The organism is Amycolatopsis acidiphila (genome assembly GCF_021391495.1).
Lineage (GTDB): Bacteria > Actinomycetota > Actinomycetes > Mycobacteriales > Pseudonocardiaceae > Amycolatopsis_E > Amycolatopsis_E acidiphila.
Window position 1 is genome coordinate 4582168 of the sequence record NZ_CP090063.1, and the last position, 18012, is coordinate 4600179.

20 protein-coding genes are annotated in these 18012 nt (G+C 71.0%); 5 read left to right on the forward strand and 15 right to left on the reverse strand.

Features of this window, described 5'->3' with window-relative positions; all coding sequences use genetic code 11:
• Positions 1-5: 5 nt before the first annotated feature.
• From LWP59_RS22350 to LWP59_RS22370, 5 genes are read right to left on the reverse strand one after another with little or no spacing between them, the layout of a single operon-like run.
• Entirely contained in the window at positions 6-365 is a 360-nt protein-coding gene (locus LWP59_RS22350; RefSeq protein ID WP_144642139.1) for a hypothetical protein, read from the reverse strand.
• Positions 362-1225, reverse strand: a complete 864-nt coding sequence (locus LWP59_RS22355; RefSeq protein WP_144642138.1) for a DODA-type extradiol aromatic ring-opening family dioxygenase — start codon at positions 1223-1225, stop codon at positions 362-364. Before LWP59_RS22355 ends, LWP59_RS22350 begins: the two co-directional genes overlap by 4 nt.
• Positions 1218-2015: a citryl-CoA lyase gene (locus LWP59_RS22360; protein WP_144642137.1), complete on the reverse strand. Its 798-nt coding sequence runs from the start codon at positions 2013-2015 to the stop codon at positions 1218-1220. The genes LWP59_RS22355 and LWP59_RS22360 overlap by 8 nt, the downstream gene beginning before the upstream one ends.
• Complete coding sequence (locus LWP59_RS22365; RefSeq protein WP_144642136.1) at positions 2008-3159, reverse strand: CaiB/BaiF CoA transferase family protein; 1152 nt, start codon at positions 3157-3159, stop codon at positions 2008-2010. Before LWP59_RS22365 ends, LWP59_RS22360 begins: the two co-directional genes overlap by 8 nt.
• A complete protein-coding gene (locus LWP59_RS22370; RefSeq protein WP_144642135.1) occupies positions 3152-4606 on the reverse strand; it encodes an amidohydrolase family protein in 1455 nt (484 codons plus the stop codon). Before LWP59_RS22370 ends, LWP59_RS22365 begins: the two co-directional genes overlap by 8 nt.
• 190 nt (positions 4607-4796) lie before the next feature.
• Here LWP59_RS22370 and LWP59_RS22375 point away from each other — a divergent pair, with 190 nt between their 5' ends.
• Positions 4797-5147: a UBP-type zinc finger domain-containing protein gene (locus tag LWP59_RS22375; protein WP_144642134.1), complete on the forward strand. Its 351-nt coding sequence runs from the start codon at positions 4797-4799 to the stop codon at positions 5145-5147.
• Positions 5148-5193: 46 nt separating this feature from the next.
• Here LWP59_RS22375 and LWP59_RS22380 read toward each other — a convergent pair whose 3' ends face one another.
• The 6 genes from LWP59_RS22380 to LWP59_RS22405 form a co-directional block, all read right to left on the reverse strand.
• Positions 5194-7206, reverse strand: a complete 2013-nt coding sequence (locus tag LWP59_RS22380) for a phosphocholine-specific phospholipase C (protein ID WP_144642133.1) — start codon at positions 7204-7206, stop codon at positions 5194-5196.
• Positions 7207-7338: 132 nt separating this feature from the next.
• A complete protein-coding gene (locus LWP59_RS22385) occupies positions 7339-10089 on the reverse strand; it encodes a TIM-barrel domain-containing protein (RefSeq protein WP_144642132.1) in 2751 nt (916 codons plus the stop codon).
• A gap of 110 nt (positions 10090-10199) precedes the next feature.
• Positions 10200-10613: a hypothetical protein gene (locus tag LWP59_RS22390; RefSeq protein ID WP_373299394.1), complete on the reverse strand. Its 414-nt coding sequence runs from the start codon at positions 10611-10613 to the stop codon at positions 10200-10202.
• The gene (locus tag LWP59_RS22395; RefSeq protein ID WP_144642171.1) at positions 10610-10912 is read right to left on the reverse strand and encodes a helix-turn-helix domain-containing protein; all 303 of its coding nucleotides are present in this window, start codon (positions 10910-10912) and stop codon (positions 10610-10612) included. Before LWP59_RS22395 ends, LWP59_RS22390 begins: the two co-directional genes overlap by 4 nt.
• Positions 10913-11013: 101 nt before the next feature.
• Positions 11014-12129 (reverse strand): NDMA-dependent alcohol dehydrogenase, encoded by a 1116-nt coding sequence (locus LWP59_RS22400; protein WP_144642131.1) that lies wholly within the window; start codon positions 12127-12129, stop codon positions 11014-11016.
• A gap of 114 nt (positions 12130-12243) precedes the next feature.
• Positions 12244-12666 carry a nuclear transport factor 2 family protein gene (locus LWP59_RS22405; RefSeq protein WP_144642130.1) on the reverse strand — a complete coding sequence of 141 codons (423 nt, stop codon included), beginning with the start codon at positions 12664-12666 and terminating at the stop codon, positions 12244-12246.
• Between the two features lie 114 nt (positions 12667-12780).
• Between LWP59_RS22405 and msrA the strand changes: the two genes are divergently transcribed.
• The 3 genes from msrA to LWP59_RS41120 all read left to right on the forward strand — a co-directional run bounded on the left by msrA (position 12781) and on the right by LWP59_RS41120 (position 14256).
• On the forward strand, positions 12781-13293 hold the full coding sequence (msrA, locus tag LWP59_RS22410) for a peptide-methionine (S)-S-oxide reductase MsrA (protein WP_144642129.1): 513 nt from the start codon (positions 12781-12783) through the stop codon (positions 13291-13293).
• Between the two features lie 356 nt (positions 13294-13649).
• Positions 13650-13967 (forward strand): transposase, encoded by a 318-nt coding sequence (locus LWP59_RS41115; RefSeq protein WP_373299393.1) that lies wholly within the window; start codon positions 13650-13652, stop codon positions 13965-13967.
• Entirely contained in the window at positions 13900-14256 is a 357-nt protein-coding gene (locus LWP59_RS41120) for a transposase (RefSeq protein WP_267903791.1), read from the forward strand. The genes LWP59_RS41115 and LWP59_RS41120 overlap by 68 nt, the downstream gene beginning before the upstream one ends.
• Positions 14257-14941: 685 nt before the next feature.
• Here the strand turns inward: LWP59_RS41120 and LWP59_RS41125 are convergent.
• Both LWP59_RS41125 and LWP59_RS22415 read right to left on the reverse strand, forming a co-directional pair.
• Entirely contained in the window at positions 14942-15031 is a 90-nt protein-coding gene (locus tag LWP59_RS41125; protein ID WP_407653128.1) for a hypothetical protein, read from the reverse strand.
• Positions 15025-15309, reverse strand: coding sequence for a winged helix-turn-helix transcriptional regulator (locus LWP59_RS22415; RefSeq protein WP_233921922.1), 285 nt, complete (start codon positions 15307-15309; stop codon positions 15025-15027). The genes LWP59_RS41125 and LWP59_RS22415 overlap by 7 nt, the downstream gene beginning before the upstream one ends.
• A gap of 211 nt (positions 15310-15520) precedes the next feature.
• On the opposite strand from LWP59_RS22415, the gene LWP59_RS22420 reads away from it, so the two are divergent.
• Complete coding sequence (locus LWP59_RS22420) at positions 15521-15778, forward strand: hypothetical protein (RefSeq protein WP_308431676.1); 258 nt, start codon at positions 15521-15523, stop codon at positions 15776-15778.
• Positions 15779-16392: 614 nt separating this feature from the next.
• On the opposite strand, the gene LWP59_RS22425 is transcribed toward LWP59_RS22420, so the two are convergent.
• Together LWP59_RS22425 and LWP59_RS22430 are read right to left on the reverse strand one after the other, a co-directional pair.
• A complete protein-coding gene (locus LWP59_RS22425) occupies positions 16393-17445 on the reverse strand; it encodes an LLM class flavin-dependent oxidoreductase (RefSeq protein ID WP_144642127.1) in 1053 nt (350 codons plus the stop codon).
• Positions 17445-17951, reverse strand: coding sequence for an SRPBCC family protein (locus LWP59_RS22430; protein ID WP_144642126.1), 507 nt, complete (start codon positions 17949-17951; stop codon positions 17445-17447). The genes LWP59_RS22425 and LWP59_RS22430 overlap by 1 nt, the downstream gene beginning before the upstream one ends.
• Between the last annotated feature and the right edge of the window lie 61 nt (positions 17952-18012).

Genomic DNA, 18012 nt, shown 5'->3' on the forward strand with positions numbered 1-18012 from the left:
CGGCGTTACGTCGCGATGTCCGGGTAGGGCAGCGTGAAGTGCGCCAGCCTGCGGGCGTACTCGGTCTGGAAGCCCATCGGCTCGTGGTCGCGCTCGAACAGGCCGATGAACAGCGTCAGCGTCAGGAACGGGTGCGCGCCCAGCTCGAACAGCCTCGGATAGTCGTGGGTGGACAGTGCGTCGCGCTCGGTGTCGTCGAAGCGCAGCCACGTGGAGGACTCGCCGCCGACGCAGTTGAGGATCCGGTTGGCCTGCTCGGCCTCCCACCACGCCACGGTGCCCACCGGGTCCTCGCGGTAGCGCTCGACCAGCTCCGGGTCGCGGTCGACGGTGTACAGGAACTTGTTCAGCAGGTACTTGCTCACCGCACGCCTCCGCCGGGGTACCAGGTGAAGTAGGCCTCCATGGTGTGGAACAGGTCGTAGCTGTCGACGTAGTCCGCCCGCTGTCCTTCGCCTGCCACCCCCATCATGAGCATGAAGTCCATGAACCCGTGGGTGGCGTTGCCGGGCAGGTGCAGGCTTTCCAGCGTCACCTCGCCCAGGCACTTCTCCAGGTCGCCCCCGGCGATCCAGTCCACGGCCTTGCGGTCGAACTCCGGGTCCGGCCCGTGCGGCCCGAACTGCCGCGGCCCGCCCAGCTCCAGGGACAGGTGCCCGGTACCGATCACCGCCACCCGCTGCTCCGACGGCCAGGACTCGACGAGCTCCCGAATCGTCTGTCCCAATTGGACGAAGCGCTTCGGCTGCGGCAGTGGCGGGGCGAAGATGTTGGTGTAGACCGGCACGATCGGCAGGTCGTTCTGCGGGCGCAGGGTGATGATCGGGCAGGTGATGGAGTGGTCGATCCGCAGCTCGTTGGAGAAGGCGAGGTCGAAGCCGGCGTCCAGGCCCTCGCGCAGCACGTACGCCGAGAGGTCCTCCTGTCCGCGCAGCAGCATCTTCGGCAGCCCGAACTCACGCTCTTCGTTGTAGAAGTTGGCGTCGTAGAAGGGCGCTTTGCCCACCAGGAACTGCGGCATGTTGTCCAGCCACAGCTGGTGGAAGTGGTCCGAGCCGACCATCACCAGCACGTCCGGGCGCGCCCGCGTCAGCGTCTCGCGGAACGACTCCACCTTGCGCACCCACTCGTCGGCGAACGGCGGCCGTTCCTCGCCGGTGGCGGTGCTGGCGCGGTAGTAGAACGGGTGGTGCGTGGACGCGATCACCGCGACCAGCTCAGCCATCGGTACCTCCATCGGGATCGGGTGGCACGGACACGTTGTTGAGGTCCACGGACAGGAAGATCTGGTTCGCCACCGGGTTGCGCAGCTCCTCGGCGAGCTGCCCGATCAGCCCGGCGGTACGGGCCAGCAGGGCGAAGCCGCGCAGCAGCTCCAGCGGCAGGCCGAGGTCGGCGAGCGCGGCGCCGCACGCCCCGGCGCCGTTGAGCGGCAGCGTCTTGCCCAGCACCCGCGGGTGCACCCGGCCGATCGCGGCGAACAGCGCGAGGTGCGGTCCGGCCCGGCCTTCTTCCTCCGCGATCTCGAACAACCGCGGGGTCCGCGGATCGCCGTTCTTGTGCACGTGATGCCCGAGCCCCGGGACGAACTTCCCGGCAGCACGCCGCGCGCGCACGGTCTCCAGTGCCAGCGCGTCCCAGCCCTCGTCGTCCAGCGGCGGCTGCACACCGGCGAGCACCTCGTGCAGGAAACGCCCGCAGTCCTCGGTGACGCCGAGGAACCGCGACCCGCCGCCGAGCAGGCCGGCCGCGAGCGCGCCCTGGATGGAGTCGGGGGCCGAGAGGTAGGTCAGCCGGGTGACGATCGCGGTCGGCGTGAAGCCGTGATCCGCCAGTGCCGCGAGCACCGCTTCGAAGACGCGGGTCTCCCCCGGCGTGGGCCGGCGCTGCGTCGCCAGCCAGAACGCGAGCTCGCCGAAGGACACCTTGCCCATCACGTCCTGGGCCAGGTCCTGGCCCAGCAAGGTGATCTTCTCCAGTGAAGACGCCCCGAGCGCGGTGGGATACTCAGTCACCCTTGTCCTCCAGCCACTTGCGCAGTTCCGCCCCGTGCTCGTCCAGCTCCGGCGGCGGCAGCCGGTAGCTCACCGGCGTCCCGGAGAACCGGATCGGATGCCTCGTCGTGGGCACGCCGCCGACCTCGACCACCGGGTCGAGCTCGAACCGTTCCGCCATCGCGAAACCGCCGTCGATGGTGTTGATCGGTCCACACGGGACACCCGCATCGACGAGCAGGTCGAACCACTCCAGCGCGCCGCGTTCGCGCAGCTGCGCGGCGAGGATCGGGCGTAGCTGCGCGCGTCGCTCGGTGCGGTCGGCGTTGCGTGCGAACCGCGGATCGTCCGCGATCTCCGGGATCCCGAGCACCTCGCACAGCTTGCGGAACTGGCCGTCGTTCGCGGCCGTGACGATGAGGTCGTTGTCCTTGGTGGGCAACGGTTCGTAGGGGAACACGCTCGGGTGCGCGTTGCCCATCCGGTAGGGCACCGTGTCCCCGGCGACGAAGGCCGAGCTGTGGTTCACCAGCCCGGTCAGCGCCGAGGACAGCAGGTTCACCTCGACGTGCTGGCCCTGCCCGGTCGCGTCGCGGTGCCGTAGAGCGGCCAGGATCCCGATCGTGGCGTGGTTTCCGGCCATCACGTCGAACACCGAGATCCCCGCCCGGTACGGCGGGCCGTCCGGGTCGCCGGTGAGGCTCATCAGCCCGGAGATCGCCTGCACCATCAGGTCGTAGCCCGGCACGTTCCGTCCCGCGCCCGAGCCGAACCCACTGATCGACGCGTAGACCACGCCCGGGTTCGCCGCGCGCACGGCGTCGAAGTCCAGGCCGTACCTGCCCAGCCCGCCCGGCTTGAAGTTCTCGATCACCACGTCCGCGCGGCGGGCGAGCTCACGCGCCACCCGGGCATCCCCGTCGTCGTGCAGGTCCAGCGCGATGGAGCGCTTGCCGCGGTTGACGCCGAGGTAGTACGTCGACACCCCGTCGCGCACCGGCGGCATCCACGTCCGGGTGTCATCGCCCTGCGGGCCTTCGACCTTCACGACGTCGGCGCCCATGTCGGCCAGCAGCATGGTCGCGTAGGGGCCGGCCAGGATCCGCGAGAAGTCGGCCACCAGGATGCCCGCCAGCGGACCGGTGGCGGGCGTGTGCTCAGGCATGGCGGCTGTGCGTCGCGGCGCTGCGGTAGTCGGTGTAGGTGTAGGGGTTGTCGAGGATCTTGGTCGCCGGGATGTCGGGGTTCATCCCCGTGCGCCAGGCCTCCTCCCCCATCGCCGAGCGCAGGTGACCGACCGTCTCCTCGACCTCCCGGCGGACGGCGGCGAGGTCGATGCCGACGAGCCGGTGGTCGTGCTTGACGACCCGGCCGTCGACCAGGACGGTGTGCACGTCCCCGCGCTGCGCCTGGAACGCGACGTGGCCGTAGGGGTTGAGCAGCGGGAACGAGACCGCGGAGTGGTCGTTCTTGAGCAGCACCACGTCGGCCTTCTTGCCCGGTTCCAGGCTGCCGAGTTGACCGTCGCGGCCGAGCGCACGCGCGCCACCGCGGGTCGCCCACGCCACCACCTGGTCGGCGCGCAGGCTGCAGTGGGTGACGGTGTCGCCCTCGGCGTGCGCCTGCAGGTGCTCGCGGGAGCGGTCGGCGCCGAGCGTGCTCCGCATGGCCGAGAACAGGTCGCCGCTCCACCACACCGAGGTGTCCATCGACAGCGAGACCGGGATGTCGTGCGCGCGGATGGCCCAGGTGGGCGGGTAGCCCTGCCCCGCGCTCTGCTCGCTCTCGGTCGAGACCGAGATGGAGCCGCCGGTCGCGGCGATGCGGTGGTAGGAGTCGGCCGAGAGCGACGCGGCGTGCACGTACACCGTCTCCGGCGTCATGAACCCGTTGTCGTGCATGAGCCGGATGCCGTCGTCGTTGGTCGCGCCCCACACGCCGGCGTGCGTCGTGACCGGGACGCCGAGGTCGCGCGCGACCTCGAAGGCGGGCTTCTCGGGGAACGCCGGGTCACCGGTGACGTCGAAGGCGATCTGGAAGCCGAGCATGTCGTCGCCGGTGATGCGGCGGTTCACGAAGTCGCGGAACTCGGGCGTGGCGGTCCATTCCGCGGGCGGGGCCTGGATGTTGCCGTAAGCGAGGACGAACCGGCCGGGCACCGACCGCAGCGCGTCGGCGGCGGCGTCGGCGTGCTCGACCGTCTGCAGCCCGTGGGACCAGTCGACGACCGTGGTGACGCCGGATTCGAGCGCCTCCACCGCGGCGAGCACGTTCCCGGCGTGCACGTCCTGCGGCCGGAAGAGCTTGCCGCTTTCCAGGTAGTACCAGACGAAGTACTGCGTCAGCGTCCAGTCGGCGCCGTAGCCGCGCATCGCGGTCTGCCACATGTGCCGGTGGGTGTCGATCATGCCGGGCATGACGATCCCGCCGCTCGCGTCGATGACGGCCGCGTCCGCGGGGACCGCCAGCTCCGGCCCCACGGCGCTGATCCGGTCCCCGGTCACGAGGACGTCGCCGCGCTCGAACACCTGGCGGCGCTCGTCCATCGTCAGGACGGTGCCACCGCGCAGCACCACCGGCCGCCCCGGGGCGAACTCGCTCGGCTGGTCCATCCGCCGCTCCTCACTGCGTCGTGCGGTTCCTTGTCCGTCAGGCGGACGGCTGTACGCCGTCACGATGGTCCGTCGTGGACGGGAAGTCAAGAGCCTTCCGGGCACGAAGCCGGGCCACGCGGACAGGCGTCCACCGCGCCCGCGCGAGGTAGTGTGGGCAGTCGTATCGAGCGGATCGAGGAGTCAGGTCATGGAGGGGATCGACCCCGGCGCGCGGCCCAGCGGAACCGGATGCGCGGAGTGCGAGGCCGCGAACCCGCCGGGATGGTGGTTCCATCTGCGCCGCTGTGCCCACTGTGGACACGTCGGCTGCTGCGACTCGTCGCCGATGCAGCACGCCACCGCGCATTTCCAGGAGACCGGCCACCGCTTCGTCCGCAGCTTCGAGCCGGGCGAGGAGTGGTTCTGGGACTACCGCGAGGAGGCCCTCCACGAGAACGGCCCCGCGCTCGCCGCCCCCGAGCACCATCCGCTCGAGCAGACGGCGCCGGGCCCCTCGGACCGGGTGCCCGAGGACTGGACCGAGCGCCTGAACGCCTGAGCACCGGTTTCCCGGCCACCCGTACGCGGCCGGGAAAACGAGTGCCTCAGCCCAGACCGGGGTCCGTCAGCGTGATCCGGCCGGTCTCGACGTGCCCCGCCAGGCGCCGCACGAACTGCCCCGCCGTGACCGACAGGTCGTACCAGCCCGCCGTGTCGCCGGTGCGCACCGGGTGCACGACCCGCGCGCCCGGGCGCAGCTGGTACCCCGTGGGCCGATCGCGGCCGTAGCCGCCGGCGGTGGCCACGGTGACGCTGACAGGCGCGGAGCCGCTGTTGGTCAGGACGACGTTCAGGTCACCGCTGCCCCCTGCCGGACGGGCGCTGACCTCCACCCCGGCGCCGTTCCCGGCGAACCGCCGCAGGAAGCCGTTCGGCCCGTGCACCGTGAAGTCATAGCCACCGGACACGCTCCACTGCGCGGACAGCCGTTCGCCCGCGCCCACCGTGTAGCTCCACGGCCCGGTCCGGTCGGTGGTGGACCTGACGTGGAAGCAGGCGCCCGCCGTGCCGTCGCTGGCGAACTGCAGCGAGAGCCGCCCGTCCTGGACGCGGCCGTCGACGGTCAGGTCGTAGGGCAGCGGCAACGCCGGCCTGCGGCCTCGCTCCTGCTCCGGCAGGGCCGGGACGGCCGGCGGAGTGGGCACGTAGTCGGGATGGCGGTCGGCGTCGGGTGGCGCGTACGCCGCGGTCGAGGGCAGGGCCGGCACCGAGGTCTCGGTGCGCGAGAAGTCGAACGCCGAGGTCAGGTCGCCGGACACGGTGCGCCGCCACGGCGAGATGTTCGGCTCGTGCACGCCGAAGCGCCGTTCGATGAACCGGATGACCGAGGTGTGGTCGAACACCTCGGAGCAGACCCGGCCACCCTTGCTCCACGGCGACACCACGAGCATCGGCACCCGTTGGCCCAGCCCGTAGGGCAGGCCGTCGAGCAGCTCGCCCGTGGTGTCCACAGTGGACGCGCCCTGCGCCGGGGACGACGGCGGGTACGGCGGCACGACGTGGTCGAAGAATCCGTCGTTCTCGTCGTAGGTGATCAGCAGCGCGGTCTTGCTCCACACCTCGGGCACGCTGGTCAGCGCGTCGAGGACCTGCGAGACGTACCAGGCGCCGTAGTTGGCGGGCCAGTTCGGGTGCTCGGTGAACGCCTCCGGGGCCACGACCCACGACACCTGCGGCAGCTGCCCGGCGCGGACGTCGGACTTGAGGATGTCGAAGAACCCGTCGCCGTTCTTGGCGTCGGTGCCCGTGCGCGCCTTGTCGTAGAGCGGGTCGCCGGGCTGGGCGTTGCGGTAGTTGTCGAAGTACAGCAACGAGTTGTCGCCGTAGTTGCCGCGGTAGGCGTCGTCGATCCAGCCCCAGCCGTGCGCGCCGTCGAGTCCGTCCCCGATGTCCTGGTAGATCTTCCACGACACCCCGGCCCGCTCGAGCCGTTCCGGATAGGTGGTCCAGCTGTAGCCGCGTTCGTCGTTGCCGGTCACCGGGCCGCCGCCCGTGCCGTCGTTGCCCGTGTAGCCGGTCCAGAGGTAGTAGCGGTTCGGGTCGGTGGAGCCCAGGAACGAGCAGTGGTAGGCGTCGCAGATCGTGAAGGCGTCCGCGAGCGCGTAGTGGAACGGGATGTCTTCACGGGTCAGGTACGCCATCGTGGTGGTTCCCTTGGCGGGCACCCACTTGTCGTAGCCGCCCTGGTTCCACGCCGCGTGGGTGTCGGCCCAGCTGTGCGGGAGGTCCTGGACGAACTGCAGGCCCAGATCGTCCACCTGCGGCCGGAAGGGCAGCAGGTCCCTGGTGCCGTCCGGCTGGTACCACACCGGCTTGCCGCTCGGCAGCGTCACCGGCCGGGGGTCGCCGAAACCGCGGACCCCGCGCAGCGACCCGAAGTAGTGGTCGAAGGAGCGGTTTTCCTGCATCAGCACCACGATGTGCTCGACGTCGCGCAGACTGCCCGTGCGGTGACTGGCCGGGATGGCCGCCGCGCGCGCGATGCTCGACGACAGCATCGACGCGGCGGCCGTGCCACCGGCCACCTGCAGGAACCGGCGGCGGTTGAGGTCGGTCATGAACTCGTCTCTTTCCGGGATCGGTGAAGCGTCCGCTGCCCCCTCGCCGGACCAGTCTGGTGATCCAGGACGGCGCGGAGACGTCCGGACGGCGAAGCTCCGGGAAACATTCGCTCCCGGCGCCCGCCGACCTCAGCCCGCGGTGCCGGACAGTCCGACCGTGTGCGCCTGGTTCACCGGCAGGCTCGCGGTGGTGACGGTGACCGTGCGGCTGCCGGCGTCGTAGGACCAGCCGGTGCGCGGCAGCCGGACTCCGTCCACGGACACCGCGGCGGGCTCGGCGGCGTTGGTCAGCCGCAAGGTGTACGCCCGCGCGGCCACCGCCCCCGGGTAGGTTCCGGCGCTCGCGCCGACGGTCAGCGTCCGGCTCGCGTCGTGCCAGCCGATCGCCGTGGTGGTGGACCGGCCGGACCGGTACCCGCTGCCCTCCCCCGCGTCCTGGTACAGCGCGAAGCTGCCGTCGGCTCCCGCGCCGACGGTCAGCGTGAGCTGCGTCAGCGGGCGCTGCTGCTGGTTGTCGACGTAGTCGGTGCGGGTGGGCAGGATGCCGCCCGCCTTGACCAGCACCGGCATCCGCGACAGCGGCGCGGTGAGCGTGACGCTGCGCGGGCCCTGGTACGTGGCGCCGGTGAAGTAGTCGGTCCAGGTGCCGGGCGGGATCCACGCGCCGACCGAGCCGGTGCCGGCCGCGTCGTCCGGGGTGGTGATCGGCGCGACGAGCACGTCGTCGCCGTAGAGGTACTCCTGCGGATGGGTGTAGGCGTCGTCCTGGGCCGGATAGTCCAGGTACAGCGGCCGCGTGATCGGCACACCGGTCCGGTTCGCCTGCTGTGCCAACGTGTAGGTGTAGGGCACGAGTGCCTCGCGCAGGCGCAGGAACTGCTCGGCGCTCGCGGCGGCGTCCCCGGTGTAGTTCCAGGGCAGCCGGTCGCCGTGGTCGGAGTGCAGCCGGTCGACGGGCTGGAACGCGCCCAGCTGCACCCAGCGGGCGTACAGGTCGTCCGGCAGGTGGCCGCCGTGGAAGCTGCCGATGTCGTGGCTGACGTTGCTCAGCCCCGCCGCCGCCTCGTCCGGGGTGAACCGCGCCTCGAACGCGAGCATGTCCCACGTCGCCGGGGTGTCGCCGGTGAACTGCAGGGTGTTGCGCCGTTCCGACCACGGCCCGGTGGCGTAGTTGCTGTGGATGCCGCCCTGCTCCGCGCCGCCGATCCGGGCGAAGGAGAAGCCGCGCAGGCCGCGGGCGGTCGCGTCGGCGGCGTAGGCCTGGTTGATGAAGTTGTCCGCGCCGATGTGCGGGTCGCCCGCCCGCGAGGCGCCGCAGCCGGTGCAGTAGTCCAGCCACCACTCGCGCACGCCCTGCTGCTCGAACGGATCCTGCAGGCCGAGGTAGGACTTCAGGTGCGCGGGATCGGTCCAGTTCCAGGCGTACTGGTTGCCGCCCTCGGCGACGAGCCCGCCCGCCTGCTGGTTCGTCGCGGCGAAGCGCGGGTCGTCGCCGGCGATGGACGGGTGGACGTTGAGCGAGACGGCCAGCCCCTGCTGTCCGGCCCAATCCAGGAAGGCCTGCGGATCCGGGAAGAGTGCGGGGTTCCAGTTCCAGCCGTTCCACTGCGACGGGGACTTCCAGTCGGTGTCCACGACGAGCCAGTCGAGCGGGGTCCGGCCGGCGCGGAAGGCCGGCAGGAGGGAGTTCTGGTAGTCGCTCGTGGTGTAGGCGTAGTAGCGGGAGTACCAGACGCCGTAGGCGGACTGCGGCAGCAGTGCCGCGGCGCCGGTGAGCGCGTTGAGGTCCGCCAGCCCCTGCTTGTAGTCCTGGCCGTAGCCGAACAGGTAGCCGTCCTGGTAGGGCTGCGCGCCGTGGGACGGGCGGTCCGCGATGGTGCCGCCGGGGCCCGCCAACGGGGTGCGGGTGTCGTCGAGCAGGTACCAGCCGTCGCGGTCGAGCAGGCCCGGATGTTCCGCCGTCGGCACGGCTTCCGGGTTGTCCAGCGACCGGTCCCAGCCGCCGAGCACGTTGGCCGGGCCCGCGCCGTAGGCCGTGCTCAGCAAGGTCGTGTCCGCGGCGGGATAGGGCGCGGAGACCGGCGTCAGCGCGACGCTGTCGAGGTTGACGTTGCCGGACTTCCCGGCGTCCTGCCCGATCCGGAGCGTGTGGGTGCCGGGGCGCACGTCGAGGGTGACCGACGCGGTGGACCAGGTGTCCCAGGAACCGGTGACCGGCAGGGAGAGGTCGGGCCCGGCCGCGCCGTCGACCGACGTGGCGAGCGTCCTGGTGACCGACTGGCCGTCGCCGCCCTGGGCGTTGGCGTAGCGCACGGAAAGCCGGTAGGTCCCCGCCTCGGGCACGTCGGACACGTCCTGGATCAGGCTCGCGCCGGTGCCGGTGAAGCCCGCCAGGAAACCGGAGCCGGTGTAGCCCTGGTGGTCGTAGGCGGCCGAGGCGGAACCGCCGAAGAGCCCGTTTTCGGCCTGGCACGCGGTGCCGAAGGCGCAGTAGGACGGGAAGGCCGGGGCGCCGGTCACGTTCGTCCCGGTCAGCTGGACGCTGGTGTTGGCCGGGGTGAACGGGCCGCTGCGGAGGCGGTAGCGCAGGGTCATCCCGCTCGTGCGGATCTCGCGGTAGCCGTGGGCGACGCTCGTCGTGAACGGCGGCGGCGGGAACTTCCGGGTGGTGGCGTTGAAGGTGGGAGCATCGGAGAACGCGTCGTCCCCGGCGTACTCCAGGCGGATCAGCGTCGGCGTCAGCACCTCGAACCGGGCGTGCCCGTCGATGACGACGCCGGGGTGGGCAGCCGCGGCCGCGGCCGGAAGACCGGCCACGGTGGCGGCGAGGAGCACGAGTGCGGCGCCGAGGGACCGGCACAACGGGACGGAGCGCGACATGGTCCAAACCTGCTCGTTGTCCACCGGACATTTCATCCGCCAAAAGCAGGAATGCCCCAGGTGCCGGCAGTCAGTCCATTGAGGACGCTCGCGCTCCGCCCGCGCCGGGGTCAGCCGACGGCGACCATGTCCGCCTGGGTGGGCATGGGTTCCGCCGGGACGTCGCTGTCGAAGCGGGTGAACTCGAAGTGCACCTCGTCCCGGTCCGGCCCGCACACCCGTGGCGTGACGACGCCCGTGGCGCCGACCGCGGCCAGCCGGGCGAGCAGCCGGGCCAGCTCCTCCGGCGCCTGCCGGGCTTCGCGGTCGCTCTGCACGAGGGTGCGGTGCAGGCTCGTCAGGTCCCAGCTCTCCGCGCTCCCGCTGCCCGCCGGCACGGCGAGGGACACGGTGAGCAGCCAGCGCGCGGGCTTGCCGGACAGGCTGGGCGTCCGGTGGTTGGCGATGCCGATCACCTGATCGGCACGGATCAGGCCGTCGCCGAGGGTACGGATCCAGATGCCGGCCATTCCCATGTCGCTCATCCTTCCTGTTCGCCGTCCGTTGCCGAAGGTCCGGCCGCCCGGTTGCCGAGCCGCCGCAGCAGCTTCGCGTTCTCCGCCCGTGACTCGGCGAGCTCGTCCTCCAGCCGCACGATGCGGTCGGCCGCCGACAACGGCATGCCGCTGTCGAACAGCCGCCGCATCCGCGCGGCCAGCCGGAGCTGGCGCCGCGTGTAGCGCCGGTGCCCGCCGGTGGAGCGGTGCGGCTGGACGACGTCGGCCGCGTCGAGGCTGCGCAGGAACGCGGGTTGCACGCCCAGCACGTCGGCGGCCTGCCCCATGGTCCACGCGGGGTAGTCCTCGTCGTCCAGCTTGTCTGAAGCCACGGCAGTATTTTATCTCTGGCGGCAGCTGCACACAATCTCTAGTCACGACTGCAGTTTCAGCCCTCGTGCAGGATGATGCCCCGGATGTTGGTGCCGGCGTGCATGTCGGCGTAGGCCTGGTTGACCTCGTCGAGCCGGTAGGTCCTGGTGATCAGCTCGTCGAGCTTGAGCCGCCCCGCCTTGTACAGCGCCGCGAGCCGGGTGATCTCGAACGACGGGGTGCCCATACCGAAGATGACGCCCTGGATGCGCTTCTGCATCATCGAGAGCAGCCACAGGTTGATCGGCAGGCCCTCGGCCTTGATGTCGCCGATGCCGGTGACCGCGACCGTGCCGAACTTGCCGACGGCGTTGACCGCCTGCGCCACGTGCTCGCCGGTGGTCACGCCGACGGTGACGATCACCGAGTTCGCACCCTGCCCGTTGGTGACCGAGCGGGCGAAGTCGGCGGCCTGGTCGATGTCGGCGAAGGTGTGCGTGGCGCCGAAGGTGCTCGCCTGCTCGCGTTTGAACGCGGCCGGGTCCACCGCGATGACGTGCGCCGCGCCGCGAACGGCGGCCGCCTGGACGGCGTTCATCCCCACGCCGCCGGTGCCCATCACGATCACCGTGTCGCCCGCCTTGACCTCGGCGGCGTACTCGGCCGAGCCCCAGCCGGTCGGCACCCCGCAGGAGAGCAGAGCGGCGACGGGGAACGGGAGGTCTTCGTCGACCTTCGTGACGGAGTACTCCGAGACGACGGCGTGCTGGGCGAAGGTGCCCACCATGGTCATCTGCCCGACGTCCGCGCCGTCGAGGTGGGCGCGGTAGGTGCCGTCGGCCTGGGAGCCGGCGAGGGCGTAGATGCCCAGGTCGCACAGGTTCCCGCGGCCGGACGAGCACGGCTGGCAGCGCCCGCAGGAGGGGACGAACTGGGCGACCACGTGGTCGCCGACCGCGAGCGAGCGCACCCCGGGGCCCACGGACTCGACGACGCCCGCGCCCTCGTGGCCGCCGATCAGCGGCAGCCGCCCGACGGGCATGTCGCCGGTCGCGGCGTGGTCGTCGGAGTGGCACAGGCCGGCGGCCACGAACCGGACCAGCACCTCGTTCGCCCGGGGTTCGTCCAGCTCGACGTCGACGAGCTGCCACTTGCCAGGCTGCTCGAGCAGCGCCGCCGCACGGGTTCGCATCGTTGCCCACCTCCTGTTAGAACAAGTTCTATCAGGAGTAGAGCACAGCGGAACCGCTCCGACAAGGCTCTTCCAGCGCAGGTTTCAAAGGAGGGGGAACACGTTCTATGCGCATCAGCGGCCGGGTGCCGGGACCAGCCCGTCGGCGACGAGCCCGGCCAGCACCGCCTCGCTGAGCGCCTGCACCGCCGAGAGCGGGCGGACCATGACGGTGAACTCGGCGATGCGCCCGTCGTCGTCGAACTGGAGCAGGTCGATGCCGTGGATCTGCTTGCCGTTGACCGTGGCCCGGAAGACCAGCACTGCCGAGGGGGCGTCGTGCCCGCCGGTTTCGGCGGTGCCGTCGAGCGCGCCGACGTACCGGAAGTCCTCGAACGTCCGCAGCAGGACCCCGAACAGGCCCAGCACCATCGGCTTGCCCTCGAAGGGGGTGAACTTGACCGGGCTGTAGAAGCGGACGTCCTCGGTGAACAGGTCCTCGAGGGCGCTGCCGTCGCGAGCGTCGACGGCGGCGCGGAAGCGTGCGGTGGTGTCCATCGCCCTCCTCGTCGGGTTGCGGCCGAGACTACTCACGCGGTGTCGTTTCGTCCCCCGTCCTGTGGTCGTCGGGCGGGTAAACTGGGCACGGTCCCGGAAGAAGGAGTGACGACTATGACAGCGCCCACGGAGAAGGCCGTCCTCGCCGGCGGATGCTTCTGGGGGATGCAGGACCTGATCCGCAAGTACGACGGCGTCGTCGCCACCCGCGTCGGCTACACCGGCGGGGACGTGCCCAACGCGACCTACCGCAACCACGGCACGCACGCCGAGGCCATCGAGATCGGGTACGACCCGTCGAAGATCAGCTACCGGCAGTTGCTGGAGTTCTTCTTCCAGATCCACGACCCGACGACCAAGAATCGTCAGGGCAACGATGTGGGACTGAGCTACCGGTCGGCGATCTTCTACACCAGCGACGAGCAGAAGCGCGTCGCCGAGGACACGATCGCGGACGTCGAGGCCTCCGGGCTCTGGCCGGGCAAGGTCGTGACGGAGGTCGTGCCGGCGGGGCCGTTCTGGGAGGCCGAGCCGGAGCACCAGGACTACCTGGAGCGCTACCCCAACGGGTACACCTGCCACTTCATCCGGCCGGGCTGGAAGCTCCCGGCGCGCTCCGCCGGCTGATCTGTCCACGGCGGACGGTCTTTGAGACGGGCCGGGCTGACAACGGTCCGGCCCGACCTCTCGCGAAAATGCCCTCCGGTGACCAAGGCTCCGTCAGGCATGTTCGCGAACAGCCCTTTGAGCTTGTTGTTCAAGGACCGGATCGCAGGCGTGCACCCCAGTTGCTCACGAGTGCAGCCCTTGGGTTGTTCGAGCTGGCGGACGCGGTGCTGTGCACCGAGGCGCCGGTCCGATCGTTGGTCGGGTTGTCCCTTGGTCGGGTTGTCCCTGGCGTCTGAGCATCGGCGCGGTCATGGCGGTCTGCACGACGCGATCGACAACGGCCGGATCGGCGGTGACCGGCCGCGGACCGCGTTGTGCGGTTTCCGCTTCCCCGCGCTGCCGGCGGTCGGCTGGTGCTGGCGGCGGATGCCTCCCCGTGGCCGCGGCTCGACGGCGCGACCTGTCCGGACCGCTCGTTCTGCCACACCTTCGGGCGGGGCAAGGACGAGCACCGGATGATCCCTGGCTGGCCGTATTCCATCGTCACGCCCCTGGAGACCGGCAAATCTCGTGGACGGCCATGCTCGACGCGATCCGGCTATTACCCGGCGCCGACGCACCGCGGTGACCACCAGGCAGATCCGCGACGTCGTCGAGCGGCTCATCGTCGCAGGCCAGTGGCGAGAAGGTGATCCGGAGATCCTGGTGGTCCCCGACGCGGGCTACGACGCCCCGCGCATCGCCCACCTGCTCGCCGATCTGCCGGTGCAGATCCTCGGCCGGATGCGCTCGGACCGCGTGCTGCGCCGCCCAGCCCCACCCGGGACGCCTGGCACCAACGGCCGGCCCCCAAACATGGCGGCGAGTTTGTGTTCGGTGGCCCGGCAACTTGGGGCGCTGAACACGCGGCGACCAGCACCGGCATGTGCCTCTGCGAGACAGCGACCGCACAGGCGTGGAATCGGTTGCATCCCAGGCTGACCAGCAGAGCCGCGTGGGCGATCACGACGGGCCGTTGCCGATCCGGCACCGCGTCGAGCGCCTACCCGACGGCGGAGTCAACAAGCCGGTGCGGCTGTGGTTCTGCGGCCTCGACGCCACCCAGCCGAGGTCGGCCACTGCTGGCATATGTTCCTGCGTCGGTTCGACATCGGGCATACGTTCCGACTGAAGCAGACGCTCGGCTGGACACGGCCCCGACTGCGCAGCCCCGAAGCCGCCTACCGCTGGACCTGGTTGGCGATCGCCGTCTACGCCCAGCTTCGGGTGGCCCGCTCGTTGGTTGCCGATCTGCGCCGCCCGTGGGAACGTCCCGCCGACCGGACCAGGCTGACCCCGGCCCGGCTCCGGCGCGGGTTCCGCGTGGGTTCCGCGACATCCACACGAAGACCGCACGTCCAGCGGCGGCACCGAAACCGACCCGGCCGGGACCAGGCCGCCCCGCCGGCCCGAAGAACTCCGTTGCCGTGCAACGCTTCGACGTCGGACGCGCCCTGGCAACCGGCCAGGCGCACACCCGATCAGCACACCACAGGAAGAGCACCAAACCCCGGCGGCACCACTTGGCAACAAGCTTGAGGTAGCGCGACGACGTCGACTGGCCGCGTGGTTTCGCCGGCGCAGAGCCAGGTTCCGCGTCTGAGGATCAGCACCGGTAAACACCCCGCTAACCGTGCTGGGTGCGTTCGCGGGCTTCGAGGATTTCGGTGACGTGGGTTTCCGCCCATTCGCGTACGGCGCGCAGCGGGATCAGCAGGGACTGGCCGAGGTCGGTGAGCCCGTATTCGACGCGAGGTGGCTGTTCTGCGTAGTCGACTCTGCGTAGTCGACGCGGACAAGCAGGCCGTCTTCCTCCATCGCCCGCAGCGTTTCGGTCAGGACTTTCGGGGTGACGCCTTGGATTTTCACCACCAAGGCGGTGAAGCGCAGCGGGCCGTGCTCCAGCGCGTTGACCACGAACACCGTCCATCGCGCCCCGATGCGATGCAGCACCACCCGGGACGGGCAGGTGACGGACATGACGTTGTAGCCCACGGCGATTGCTCCGGCTCCGGTTACGTTGAAGTACCCAGTTACTTTTCCATAGCCTAAGTCGGCAACGACAATCGGCGGAACGGAGAAGCACCATGGGCAACCGGCTGGCCGGTCAATCAGTGCTCGTGCTGGGCGGACGGCACCTGGGTACGGCGATCGGCGGTTTCCGATCCCCGGCGCCCTCAGCGTCGTCGCGACGGTTCTTGCCGCGGTGGCGTCGGGACTCGCCGGGCGCTGGGCGGCGGCAGCCGCGGCGGTAATCGCCGCGCTCGCGCTCGTGATTTGGCTGGGGATCTACCGCAGGGTCAACGCGCCCGTCAACCGAGAGCTGACCGCCGCAGCCCAAGACGGACGGGTGCCGGAGAACGCGCGGGCCCTGCAGACCCGGTGGGACAGCGTGATCACCGCACGCTTCACCCTGCAGGGCATCGCACTCGCCGCATTGTGTGGCGTGCTCGCCCTGCCGTGAGCCGCGGCGCGAGAGACCACGCAGGGGCGTGGGGTCGCTCCGGCTGGGGGCACCGCTCAGGCCCGGGCTACAGCGAACCGCCACAGCGACCACCGCCACGGCGAGCGACCCGCCACAGCCCAACCACCCCAGCGACCTACTCACGGCGGGCACCCCCACGCGAGAGCGAACCAACCGCCATACGCGCCCCCAAGCGCCGCAACGAACCACCTGCCATAACGCCCCAGCCGCCACAGCGACCCCACCGCCACAGCAACTCGCCCGCCACAGCGATCCCAGTGCCACAGCGACCCCACCGCCACACCGACTCGCCTGCCACAATGACCCATCGGCCGCAATGCCCCATGCGCCACAGCACACACAGCACCCCTACCCCCGGGCCACCGCCGCGTCGGCGGTCACCGGGTACCCGGGACCACCGCCAGCACCCGCGCCCAATCGCGTTCCGCCGCCCTTGTTCGGCGGGCGTGGCCGGTTTCAGGCGCACCGGCACGTCCTTCTGGTGCGAGGGTCCCGGCGATCGGCCGAGGGCGTCCGTGATCAGGTTGATCTCAGCGCGCACACGAAGCGGCCGTCCCGAATGGACAGTCCGCACCCGGTCTTGGGCAAGTCCGTCACGACGAGCTCTCCCGGACCAGATCGATCGCGCGCGCCAGCGTGGTGAGCCGCGCGTCGAGGGTGTCGCCCGCCGGGTACAGGCGCACCGTGTCCACCCCGGCGCCACGCCACACGCGCAGCCGGTCCCGCACCATGGCCTCGGTGCCGATCAGCGTCGTGCCGAGCACCATGTCGTCGGTGACGAGCGCGGCCGCGCCGTCCCGGTCGCCGGCCTGCCACCGCGCACGAACCTCGGCGGCGGCCTCGGCCCAGCCTTGGCGACTGTAGGCTTTGTTGTAGAAGTTGGCCGACGACGAGCCCATCCCGCCGAGGCTGAACGCCAGCTCCTTCTTGCGGCCCGCCACCATCGCGCGCAGCGCGTCCTCGTCCGGGGCGAACGCCACCTCCGCACCTTGGCAGATGTCGAGGTCCGCGCGCGAGCGGCCGCTGCGGGCCAGGCCCTCGTCCAGATGCGCGAAGTAGGCCCTGGCCGAGCCTTCGGGCACGAAGCTCGTGCCGAGCCAGCCGTCGGCGACCTCCCCGGTCAGCCGCAGCATGCCAGGCGACAGGGTGGCCAGGTAGATCGGGATCTGGTGGCGGGCGCGCGCCGACAACCGCATCGGCACCGCGTCGCCGCCTGGCAGCGGGATCCGGAACTCGTTGCCGGCGTAGGAGATCTTGCCGCCGTCGAGGACCCGGCGGACGATCTCGACCGTCTCGCGGGTGCGCGCCAGCGGCCGGTCGAACGGGACGCCGTGCAGACCCTCGATCACCTGTGGACCGGAGGCGCCGAGGCCGAGCAGGAACCTGCCGTCGGAAAGGTTCGAGAGCGTGATGGCCGTCTGCGCGACGGCCACCGGCGTGCGCGTGCCGACCTGCATGATGCCCGAGCCGAGCAGGATCCGTTCGGTCCGCGCCGCGTAGAACCCCAGCGCCGACGGGCCGTCGGACCCCCACGCCTCGGCGACCCAGCAGACGTCCAGGCCCAGCTTTTCGGCCTCCACCACGAAGTCCGCCTGCTCCCGCCAGCGGTCCCCGGCCGAGGCCTCGACGGTCGTCGCCGTGCGCATCAGCCTTCCGCCAGCGTCTTGAGCCGCTCCAGGGTCGCGGTGATGTTGCGCTCGAACTCGCGCAGGCGCACGAAGACGATCTTCTGTTCCTTGTCGGGCATCTGGTCGATCGCGAACGACAGGCCCGAGCGGCCGGGACCCAGCTGCACCCACTCCGACAGCCGCGTACCGCCGTCCTCGGGCTCGACGCGGAACCGCCACAGGGCGCTCGGACGCTCCGGATCCTCCACCGCCCAGCCGAACACACGGCAGGGCTCGCACTCGACGACGTGCGAGGTGGTCGCCCACTCGCCGAGCGCGTCGTGCTTGCTGCGACCGACGAACCTCGCGCCGACCGCGGGTCCGCTCGCGTCGCCGAGCCACTCGACCGACTGCAGCTCGTCGCTGAGCGTGGGCATCAGCCCGACGTCGGAGACGAGGGCCCAGACCCGCTCCGGCGGCGCCGCGACCCAGGTCGAGACCTCCACCGTGGGCTTGTCCGCATACCGCGCGCCCGTCCACTCCATGCCGGCACCGGCCTCCCCTCAAGCAGTCTGAGCACCAAGGTTGCTCAATGAGACTCACCGT

Excerpts from the sequence above, each read along its gene's own strand:
- LWP59_RS22355 (WP_144642138.1), bottom strand. The coding sequence starts at position 1,225 with ATGGCTGAGCTGGTCGCGGTGATCGCGTCCACGCACCACCCGTTCTAC.
- LWP59_RS22365 (WP_144642136.1), bottom strand. The coding sequence starts at position 3,159 with ATGCCTGAGCACACGCCCGCCACCGGTCCGCTGGCGGGCATCCTGGTG.
- LWP59_RS22370 (WP_144642135.1), bottom strand. The coding sequence starts at position 4,606 with ATGGACCAGCCGAGCGAGTTCGCCCCGGGGCGGCCGGTGGTGCTGCGC.
- LWP59_RS22375 (WP_144642134.1), top strand. The coding sequence starts at position 4,797 with ATGGAGGGGATCGACCCCGGCGCGCGGCCCAGCGGAACCGGATGCGCG.
- LWP59_RS22380 (WP_144642133.1), bottom strand. The coding sequence starts at position 7,206 with ATGACCGACCTCAACCGCCGCCGGTTCCTGCAGGTGGCCGGTGGCACG.
- LWP59_RS22385 (WP_144642132.1), bottom strand. The coding sequence starts at position 10,089 with ATGTCGCGCTCCGTCCCGTTGTGCCGGTCCCTCGGCGCCGCACTCGTG.
- LWP59_RS22390 (WP_373299394.1), bottom strand. The coding sequence starts at position 10,613 with ATGAGCGACATGGGAATGGCCGGCATCTGGATCCGTACCCTCGGCGAC.
- LWP59_RS22395 (WP_144642171.1), bottom strand. The coding sequence starts at position 10,912 with ATGGGGCAGGCCGCCGACGTGCTGGGCGTGCAACCCGCGTTCCTGCGC.
- LWP59_RS22400 (WP_144642131.1), bottom strand. The coding sequence starts at position 12,129 with ATGCGAACCCGTGCGGCGGCGCTGCTCGAGCAGCCTGGCAAGTGGCAG.
- LWP59_RS22405 (WP_144642130.1), bottom strand. The coding sequence starts at position 12,666 with ATGGACACCACCGCACGCTTCCGCGCCGCCGTCGACGCTCGCGACGGC.
- msrA (WP_144642129.1), top strand. The coding sequence starts at position 12,781 with ATGACAGCGCCCACGGAGAAGGCCGTCCTCGCCGGCGGATGCTTCTGG.
- LWP59_RS22425 (WP_144642127.1), bottom strand. The coding sequence starts at position 17,445 with ATGCGCACGGCGACGACCGTCGAGGCCTCGGCCGGGGACCGCTGGCGG.
- LWP59_RS22430 (WP_144642126.1), bottom strand. The coding sequence starts at position 17,951 with ATGGAGTGGACGGGCGCGCGGTATGCGGACAAGCCCACGGTGGAGGTC.